Source organism: Cellulomonas avistercoris (genome assembly GCF_014836445.1).
In the GTDB taxonomy this organism is placed as follows: Bacteria; Actinomycetota; Actinomycetes; order Actinomycetales; family Cellulomonadaceae; genus Cellulomonas; species Cellulomonas avistercoris.
This window is the reverse complement of the sequence record NZ_JACSQV010000024.1, coordinates 20,201-28,812: the sequence shown is the minus strand read 5'-3', so window position 1 is coordinate 28,812 and position 8,612 is coordinate 20,201. Positions and strand designations below refer to the sequence as shown.

Here is an 8,612-nt window from a genome sequence, read left to right as displayed (position 1 = left end):
GGGGCCGGGGGGGGGGGGGGGCCCACGGGACGGTGAGGCGTCCTCAGTCCCTCGACGTCATCGACGACAGCGCGAAGCTGACGAGCGACACGATGAGCGCCCCGAGGACCGCGGTGCCGAAGTTGTCGATCCGCAGCCCCCATGACGTCTGCTCGGTGATCCACTCGGTGACCACGAGCATCAGCGCGTTCACGACGAGCGTGAACAGGCCGAGCGTGAGGATGTAGAGGGGGATGGAGAGCAGCGCGACCACCGGCTTGACGATCGCGTTGACGATGCCGAACACGAGGGCGACGAGCAGGATGACCCCGACCGAGCCTGCGGTCGAGTCACCGCCGACCACGGTCATGCCAGGCAGGATGACGGTGGCCAACCAGATGGCGACACCGTTGACGAGCACGCGCACGACGAATCCCATGTCCTGATCCTGCCCCTTCGAGGGCGGATCGCGCAGGACCAGACCCGCCGCCCGCGTGCCCGCCGGCTGAGTTCATCCCCCGAGCGCGGCACTCACGCGCCGGGCGCGGCAGCCACGAGTGCCGCGTTCGACGGCTCGGTGCCGCGCTGGGCGTCGTCGGCGACGACGTCGTCCGTGTGCGGCTGCGGCTCGGTGGCGCCGCGCGTGAGGACCACGAACGAGACCACCGCGAGCACGGCGGAGACGACCATGGCGATGCCCATCGGGACCGCCGTGGCCTCGCCCGCGATGCCGACGAGCGGTGCGACGACGGCCGCGAGCCCGAACTGCAGGAAGCCGAGGAACGCGGACCCGGTACCGGCGTGGCGCCCGGCCTCGCCCAGCGCGAGGGCCGTGGCGTTGCCGAACACGAGGCCGAGCGAGCCCTGGAACAGCGCGAACAGCACGAGGGTCGGGACGATCGGGACGCCGTTGAGCACCGTGACGAGCAGGCCCGCGCCGGCGAGGGTCATCGCCGCCAGCCCGGTGCCGATCATCGTGCGGTAGGGCACGCGGCCGGCGAGCCCGGCGGATACCGCGCTGGTCGCGGTGATGGCCAGCGCGTTGAGCGCGAAGACGAGGGAGAACTGCGCCTCGGACAGCCCGAGGATGTTCTGCACGACGAAGGGCGACGCCGAGATGTACGCGAACAGGCCCGCGAACGCGAACGAGAACGTCAGGGCGTACCCGGTGTAGTGCCGGTTGGCGAGCACCTCGCGGGCCGTCGCGAAGGTCGTGGCGATGCCGCCGCGCGTGCGGTGGGCGACGGGCAGCGTCTCGCGGACCCGCAGGGCGGAGCCGACGAGCATGACGGCCACGACGGCCGCGAGCACCCAGAACACCAGCCGCCAGCCGGACTGCGCCACGATGAGGCCGCCGACGAGGGGCGCCACGACGGGCGCGATGACGCTGACGATCGTCAGCACGCCGAGCAGCTTCGCCGCGACGGGACCGCGCGAGGTGTCGGAGACGATCGCGCGGGCGAGCACGACGCCGGCGGCGCCGCCCACGCCCTGGAGGAACCGGGCGCCAGTGAGCACCTCGACGTTCGGGGCCACGGCGCAGACCACGCTCGCGACCAGGCACAGGGCGGTGCCGGCGAGCAGCGGGCGGCGGCGTCCGACGCCGTCGGAGAGCGGGCCGATGAAGAGCTGGCCGAGGCCGAGGCCCAGCAGGAAGGCGGTCATCGTCAGCTGGATGCCGCTGGCGGTCGTGCCCAGGTCGGCGGCCATGGCCGGGAAGCCCGGCAGGTACATGTCGATGGACAGGGGGGCGACGGCCGTCAGCAGCGCGAGGGTGGCGACGAGCACGGGCGCGAGCGTCGGTACGGGACGTGCGGGGGCGTCGGTGGACGCGGGCATAGGTGAGCCTTCCGGGGGTGCTGGGGATCGACCCACGATAGATATGCCAACATATCTATGTCAACATATGCGCTAGGCTGTGATCATGGTGACACCGCAGCCGGCAGCCGACGGCCCCCCGGGCACCGGCTCGGTGAGCGCCGACGTCACCGGCGTCCTGCGTGACCTCGCCTGGACGATCCACCGGCGCACCCCGCAGGTCGCCGGGATCGAGCCCCTGCCGACCACCGAGCTCGCGGTGCTCATGCACGTGCTCGAGTCCCCGGGCCTGTCGGTCGGCGAGGTGTCCCGCCAGCTCGGCCTGCGCCAGAGCAACACCAGCGCCGCGCTGCGCACGCTGGGGGAGCGCGGCCTCGTCGCGCGCGAGCCGGACCCCGACGACCGGCGCGTGACCCGGCTCGTCCCGACCGAGCGCGCGCGGGTCGAGCACGAGGCCATCGCCGAGGGCTGGGCCGGGCCGATCGTCGACGCCCTCGCCGCGCTGCCCGCCGAGCAGGCGGCAGCGCTCACGGCCGCGGTCGACGCCCTGCAGGCGCTCGACCGTCAGCTGAGGGCGCAGCAGAACACCCCCGGGGGCGCCCCGGCGCGTTGAGGCCGACGCCGCGAGCCGGTCGGGGACTGGATTGCTCTCTCACCGACGGGGGGGTGGGCGTGGGGTGACGGGATTGCTCTCTCGCGGACGAAGGGGGGCGGGGGTGGGGGACCGGATTGCTCTCTCGCGGGGGTGGGGGTGGCATGCTGGCGCCCGTGAGTCGCGTTCCTCTCCGTCGTGCCTTCGCCGGGCTGCCGGCGTACGTCCCGGGTGCGCGTGCCGCCGTCGGGGCCGCCGCGTACAAGCTGTCGTCCAACGAGAACGCGTACCCGCCCCTGCCGTCCGTCGTCGCGGCGATCGCCGACGCCGCCGTCGACGTCAACCGCTACCCCGACATGTACGCGACCGAGCTCGCCGAGGCGATCGCGCAGCGGCTGGGGGTCGCCCCCGAGTCCGTGGTGGCCGGCACCGGGTCCGTCGCGGTCCTGGGGCACGTGCTCATGGCGGTGTGCGAGGCCGGCGACGAGGTCGTCCTGCCGTGGCGCTCCTTCGAGGCGTACCCGATCGCCGTGACCCTCGCGCACGCGCAGCAGGTCCGGGTGCCCGTCGGCGCGGACGGCCGCCTCGACCTGCCCGCGATGGCGGCGGCGGTCACCGAGCGCACGCGCGTCGTCCTGGTCTGCACGCCCAACAACCCCACGGGCCCGGCGGTGCGCGACGCCGAGCTGCGGGCGTTCCTCGCCGCGGTGCCGCGGGACGTGCTGGTGGTGGTCGACGAGGCCTACGTCGAGTTCGTCCGCGACCCCGATGCCGCCGACGGGCTGGCACTGCTCGCCGAGCACCCCAACGTCGTCGTCCTGCGCACGTTCTCCAAGGCCTACGGCCTCGCGGGCCTGCGCGTCGGGTACGCCGTCGCCCGTCCGCGGCTCGCGGCGGGGATCCGCACGGCCTCGACGCCGTTCGGGGTCTCGCACGTCGCGCAGCTCGCCGCGCTCGCGTCGCTGCGCGCCGAGACCGAGCTGCTCGTCCGCGTCGACGCGATCGTCGCCGAGCGGGTCCGCATGCTCGCGGGCCTGCGCGCGCAGGGCTGGGACGTGCCCGACAGCCAGGCGAACTTCGTGTGGCTCGCGCTCGGTGACCGCACCACGTCGTTCGCGGAGCGCTGCGCCCAGGCCGGTGCGATCGTGCGCCCGTTCGCCGGGGACGGCCTGCGCGTGAGCGTGGGCGAGTCGGAGGCGACGGACATCTTCCTCGAGGTCGCGGCGGCGCACGCACCGCGCTGACCTGGGCGGACGTTCAGCACGTCCTCGCCCGGTTCGCCTCGCCGTGCCGCACGGCCGGGAGCACCATGAAACATGGACACCGTGCTGATGCGTCTCCCGTCGGTCGTCGACACCTCCGACACCGCCACGCAGTGGACCGACTGGCTGGCCGGGGGCATCGGGCTGGCGGTCCTCATCGGCGCCTACGTGGTCATGCTCGTCGCGTACGTGCGCATCATCCAGAAGGCCGGCTACTCCGGGTGGTGGGTGCTGGTCGGACTCGTGCCCGTGCTCAATCTCGTGATGTTCCTGGTGTTCGCCTTCAGCACGTGGCCCGTGCTCAAGGAGAACGAGCGCCTGCGGGCGCAGGGGCGCTACTGAGCGGACCGGGCACCCGGCGCTCGCGTCGTGCGCGCGACCGGTACCAGCCCGCCAGCACCGCGACCGCGAGCAGGACCTCGGCGACGTCCCCGCCGTAGTACATCCACTGCGCGGCGGCCTCGACCTCCGCGACGGTGTGGACGCCGCCCGGGGGCAGGCGGTCGGCGTGCGCGTACAGCAGCTTGGCCAGCGCCGCGTGCGCACCGCCCGTGACGACGAGCACGGCGACCCGCGTCGCCGTGCCGGGACGCCGCGGCGCCGGGTCCGGACCGGCGAGCGCCCACGCGAACAGGTAGCCCGCGAGGAGGAAGTGCGCGTGCACGAACGCGTGCGCGCCGGCGGAGCGCGTCGTCAGCGCGTACAGCGGCGTCAGGTAGAGGGCCGCCATGCCCCCGACGTGCAGGACGGCCGCCGTCACCGGGTGCGCCAGCACGTGGACGGGGCGGGCGCGCAGCACCCGGCCCACGGCGCGCCGGGTGGCCGGTGACGCGACGCCGAGCAGCAGCGTCACCGGTGCGGCCAGCGCGAGCGCGAGCGGCCCGAGCATCCCCAGCAGCAGGTGCTGGACCATGTGCCGGCTCGCGTCGCCCGGCACGACGACGAGCACGGGGGAGAACGCGGCGGCCACCAGCGCGCACCCGGTGAGCCACGCGGCGGTGCGAGCCGGGCGCCACGGCCGCAGGCGCCCGCGGTGGTACGCGCGGGTCGCGGTGACGTACGCGACAGCGGCGACGACGGCGAGGACGAGCGGCACGAGCGCGTCCGGTCCCCACGCCGGTGCGTCGTGACCGGCGTGGGGACCGTGCGCCGGCATCACCGCAGCGAGCACGCCGGCCCGTCCGTGGCGGCAGGCCGCCGCACCCACAGGAGCGCCCCCACCGCGAGGAGGACCACCGCGCTGCCCGTCCACGCGACGTCGTACGGCAGCAGGTCCACGCCGTAGCGGATCTGGTGGACGCGCAGCACCTTGTGGTCGACCAGGGCGTCGAAGAGCTGGAACGCGCCCGCGCCCAGGAAGAACCCGGACCACGCCGCCCGGACGACGAGGGCGCCGCGACGGCGCTGGTCGAGCAGCAGGAAGAACCCGGCGACCAGGGCGACGAGCTCGGCGGCGTGGAGCAGCCCGTCGGACAGCAGGGCGACGTCCGGCGTGCCGCGGTCGTAGAAGTGGTGCCACGCGAGGACCTGGTGGAACACGATCTCGTCGACCGCCGCCATGACGCCCGCACCGACGAGTGCGGCGGCTCCTGCCGAGCGGCGGGCGTGCGTCGGGGAGCGGCCCGCGCGGGGTGGGCCGGGTGCCGGCGGCTGTGCGTGCGGGGACCTCGCGGTCACGGCTCCTCCCGGGGGTCGATGCCGAGGGTGGGACCGAGCGTGGCCCACCGGGCGCAGGCGTGCCACCGCGAGCGGCCGTCGAACGGCGCCCCGGCGGGTCGTGCCGCCGCGTCCACGATGCGGGACCGGTGGCGTGACGAGCGCCACGCAGCCAGGCGCCGACGACGCGCGGTGCGGGCGAGTCACGCTGCGACGGGCACGCGCGTGTCACAGCCGGTTCACGCGCACGGGTGCACCAGTCAGAGGGCGCGTTGACGCGTGGGCGGCCCGACCAGTACAACTCAAGCGGTCACCATCCGGTGTCCCGTTTCGTCCCGTCCTCTCCCTCCCGCTCGGCAGGCGTGTCCCGCGCCGTGCTCCCGAGGAGCCTCGTGCCACCTGCGTCCACGTCGCTGCGCCTGCGCCTGCTGGGTGCGCCGCACGCGCTGGTCGACGACCGCCCGGTCGACCTCGGCGCGCCCAAGCAGTGCGCCGTGCTCGTGGGGCTCGCGCTGCGCGCGGGGCGGGCCGTCGCCCACGACGCGCTCGTCGACGGCACGTGGGGCGAGGGCGCACCGGCGAGCGCACGCGGGAGCGTGCACACGTACGTGTCCGGGCTGCGTCGCGTCCTGGGGCCCGACGTGCTGCGCCGCACGCCGACCGGCTACCTGCTGGCGGTCCCGGCGGCCGCCGTCGACGCGCTCGAGGTCGAGCGCCGTGCACGCGACGCCCGCGAGGCGTCGGACCCGCGCGCGGCGGTGGCCGCGATCGAGGGGGCCCTCGGCCTGTGGCCGTCGGCCGACGCGCTCGCCGGTGTGCCCGGGCCGTTCGCAGCCGAGCAGCGCGCGCGTCTCGCGCAGCTGCGCGTGGGACTGCTCGTCGAGCGCACCGAGGCGCTCGTCGCCTCCGGAGCCGGTCCGGCGGTGCTCGCGGACGCAGCCGACCGGCTCACGCCCGAGGTCGGCAGGCACCCCTACGACGAGCGTCTGAGGTGCGCGCTCATGTCGGCGCTCGCGGGCAGCGGACGCACGGCGGCGGCGCTCGAGCAGTACGACGACCTGCGGCGCCAGCTCGCCGAGGGCCTCGGCATCGACCCGGGCGCAGCCGCCCGCGCCACGCACGCGCGGATCCTCGCCGTGCCCGGGGCGCGGCACCCGGCCCCCCGGCGCCCGCCGACGTCCGGCCCGCCGGGGCCGCACCGTGACGCGACGCCCGAGGTCGCCGCGTCGTCGTCCACGCAGCCGCCTGGCCGACCGGAGGCCGCCGCGCCACCGCCCGCCGCGCCACCGTCCGCGGACCCGCGTGTGACCCCCGCGCAGCTCCCGCCGGACCTGGCCACCTTCGTCGGCCGCTCGCGCGAGCTCGTGGAGGTGCTGCGCGTGGCCGCAGGGCCCGACGGCCCGCGCGTCGTGTCGGTCGTCGGGGTCGGTGGCGTCGGCAAGACGACGCTCGCCGTGCGCACCGGCCACATGCTCCGGGACCGCTTCACCGACGGTCAGCTCTACGTGAACCTGCGCGGCTTCGACCCCCGTCACCCACCCGTCACCCCGTCGAACGCACTGCGTCAGCTGCTGGCGGGCCTCGGGGTGCTGTCCGCGCCGCAGCAGCACGACCAGCTCGTCGCGCTGTGGCGCAGCATGGTCGCGGACCGTCGCCTGCTCGTGGTGCTCGACAACGCCGCGTCGACCGAGCAGATCGAGGACCTGCTGCCGGGGTCCCCGTCGTGCTTCGTGCTCGTCACCAGCCGTGACCGGCTGGGCGGCCTCGCCGTCCGGCACGGCGCCCGCAGCGTGCCGCTCGCCCGCTTCGAGCCCGCCGAGGCGCGTGAGCTGCTCGAGGGGACGATCGGCGCCGACGTCGTGGCCCGCGAGCCCGCCGCGGCACGCCGCCTCGTCGAGCTGTGCGACGCGCTGCCGTTCGCCCTGCGCATCGCCGCCGAGCAGGTCCAGACCGGCCCGGGTGCGTCGATCGGCGAGATGGTGGCGCGGCTCGTGGACTCCCGGCACCGGCTCGACGTGCTGGACCTCGACGACGGCCCGTCGGCGTCCGTGCGCGGCGTCCTGGCGACCTCGACCGCGGCGCTCGACGCGGAGCAGCGGCGCACGCTCAGCCTGCTGGCGGCGCTGCCGTGCCAGAGCACGTCGGTGCTCGCGACGGCGGCCCTCGTGGACGTCGCGCCCGAGCGTGCCGTGCAGCTGCTGGACCAGCTCCACGACCACCACCTCCTCGAGGCGGTCGACGGCCGGTACGCCATGCACGACCTCACGCGCGCGCACGCCTCCGAGCTCGCGGAGCAGCTCGGCGAGGACGACCGCGCGGCCGCCCGCGAGCGTCTGCTCGCCTGGTACGTGTGCACGCTCGTCGCCAGCACCCATCACCGGCGCCTGCAGTTCGACCCGCCGCCGCCGCGCCACGAGCTGCCCCGGCTCGCGGACGACGCGGCACTGCTGCGCTGGACGCTCGCCGAGCTCGCCAACATGACCGCGCTGCTGCGCGACGGGCACGCGCACGGCCACCACCTGCTGGTGTGGCAGCTGGTCGCCCTGCTCTTCGAGACGTACTACGCGGCGGCCGGCGCCACCGAGTGGCTCGACTCCCTGCGCGTCGCCTCGCGCTCCGCACGTGCGCTGGGCGACACGCGAGCGCAGGCCGTCCTGCTCAACCACGAGAGCGTGGCCTGCTCGCGGCTGGGCCGCAACGACGCGTCCGTGCAGCGGCTGCGGGAGGCGCTGCGGCTGCTCGACGGCGACGGGTGGTGGTACCGCGTGAGCGTCGTCAGCAACCTCGCGTCCACGCTGCGGGAGGCCGCCCAGTACGACGCGGCGCTCGTCGCGGCCCACGACGCGCACGCCGCGGCTCGGGACCTCGGGGACGGCTACTACCAGGTCGCGGCGGGCGACGTGCTGTGCGAGCTGTACGCCGAGCTCGGGGACTGGGACGCGGCCGTGCGGCACGGGGAGCCGGCCCTCGCGATCGCTCGCGTCGAGGGGCACCGCATCCTGGAGGCGAACCTGCTGGTCAACCTGGGGCTCGCAGCCGACGGGCTCGGCGACCACGACGCCGCGCAGCGGCGCTTCGCGCACGGCCTGCACCTGTGCGAGGACATGGGGGACCTCTACCACGAGGCGCTGGCGCTGTTCGGCCTCGCGCGCGTGCGCGCCGCCCGCGACGGCCCCGCGGGTGAGCGGGAGGCGCGGCGCGACGCGGAACGGGCCCTGGACCGGTTCCGGCAGCTGGGTGCGGAGGAGGCGGGCGCGGTCCAGGAGTTCCTCGCACGCATGACGGTCGACGCCGCGTTGCGGTAG

General features: G+C 75.4%; 8 protein-coding genes. 4 read left to right on the top strand and 4 right to left on the bottom strand.

Annotated elements, in window-relative coordinates; genetic code table 11:
• Positions 1-43: 43 nt before the first annotated feature.
• Both H9657_RS18420 and H9657_RS18415 read right to left on the bottom strand, forming a co-directional pair.
• A complete protein-coding gene (locus tag H9657_RS18420; RefSeq protein WP_191784894.1) occupies positions 44-418 on the bottom strand; it encodes a phage holin family protein in 375 nt (124 codons plus the stop codon).
• A gap of 92 nt (positions 419-510) precedes the next feature.
• Positions 511-1,818 (bottom strand): multidrug effflux MFS transporter, encoded by a 1,308-nt coding sequence (locus H9657_RS18415; RefSeq protein WP_191784893.1) that lies wholly within the window; start codon positions 1,816-1,818, stop codon positions 511-513.
• A gap of 85 nt (positions 1,819-1,903) precedes the next feature.
• Between H9657_RS18415 and H9657_RS18410 the strand changes: the two genes are divergently transcribed.
• From H9657_RS18410 to H9657_RS18400, 3 genes are all read left to right on the top strand, one after another.
• Complete coding sequence (locus H9657_RS18410) at positions 1,904-2,410, top strand: MarR family winged helix-turn-helix transcriptional regulator (protein WP_191784892.1); 507 nt, start codon at positions 1,904-1,906, stop codon at positions 2,408-2,410.
• Between the two features lie 143 nt (positions 2,411-2,553).
• Positions 2,554-3,633 carry a histidinol-phosphate transaminase gene (gene hisC, locus H9657_RS18405; RefSeq protein ID WP_191784891.1) on the top strand — a complete coding sequence of 360 codons (1,080 nt, stop codon included), beginning with the start codon at positions 2,554-2,556 and terminating at the stop codon, positions 3,631-3,633.
• A gap of 72 nt (positions 3,634-3,705) precedes the next feature.
• Positions 3,706-3,993, top strand: coding sequence for a DUF805 domain-containing protein (locus H9657_RS18400; RefSeq protein WP_191784899.1), 288 nt, complete (start codon positions 3,706-3,708; stop codon positions 3,991-3,993).
• Here the strand turns inward: H9657_RS18400 and H9657_RS18395 are convergent.
• Positions 3,953-4,822, bottom strand: a complete 870-nt coding sequence (locus tag H9657_RS18395; RefSeq protein ID WP_318241600.1) for a cytochrome c oxidase assembly protein — start codon at positions 4,820-4,822, stop codon at positions 3,953-3,955. The two genes, H9657_RS18400 and H9657_RS18395, sit on opposite strands and share 41 nt — an antisense overlap.
• The gene (locus H9657_RS18390; RefSeq protein WP_318241599.1) at positions 4,807-5,328 is read right to left on the bottom strand and encodes a DUF2243 domain-containing protein; all 522 of its coding nucleotides are present in this window, start codon (positions 5,326-5,328) and stop codon (positions 4,807-4,809) included. Before H9657_RS18390 ends, H9657_RS18395 begins: the two co-directional genes overlap by 16 nt.
• Positions 5,329-5,699: 371 nt before the next feature.
• Here H9657_RS18390 and H9657_RS18385 point away from each other — a divergent pair, with 371 nt between their 5' ends.
• Entirely contained in the window at positions 5,700-8,612 is a 2,913-nt protein-coding gene (locus tag H9657_RS18385; protein WP_191784890.1) for an AfsR/SARP family transcriptional regulator, read from the top strand.

What these genes read in the sequence shown, in the direction of transcription:
- H9657_RS18420 (WP_191784894.1), bottom strand. Translation starts at nt 418, where the DNA reads ATGGGATTCGTCGTGCGCGTGCTCGTCAACGGTGTCGCCATCTGGTTG.
- H9657_RS18415 (WP_191784893.1), bottom strand. Translation starts at nt 1,818, where the DNA reads ATGCCCGCGTCCACCGACGCCCCCGCACGTCCCGTACCGACGCTCGCG.
- H9657_RS18410 (WP_191784892.1), top strand. Translation starts at nt 1,904, where the DNA reads ATGGTGACACCGCAGCCGGCAGCCGACGGCCCCCCGGGCACCGGCTCG.
- hisC (WP_191784891.1), top strand. Translation starts at nt 2,554, where the DNA reads ATGCTGGCGCCCGTGAGTCGCGTTCCTCTCCGTCGTGCCTTCGCCGGG.
- H9657_RS18400 (WP_191784899.1), top strand. Translation starts at nt 3,706, where the DNA reads ATGGACACCGTGCTGATGCGTCTCCCGTCGGTCGTCGACACCTCCGAC.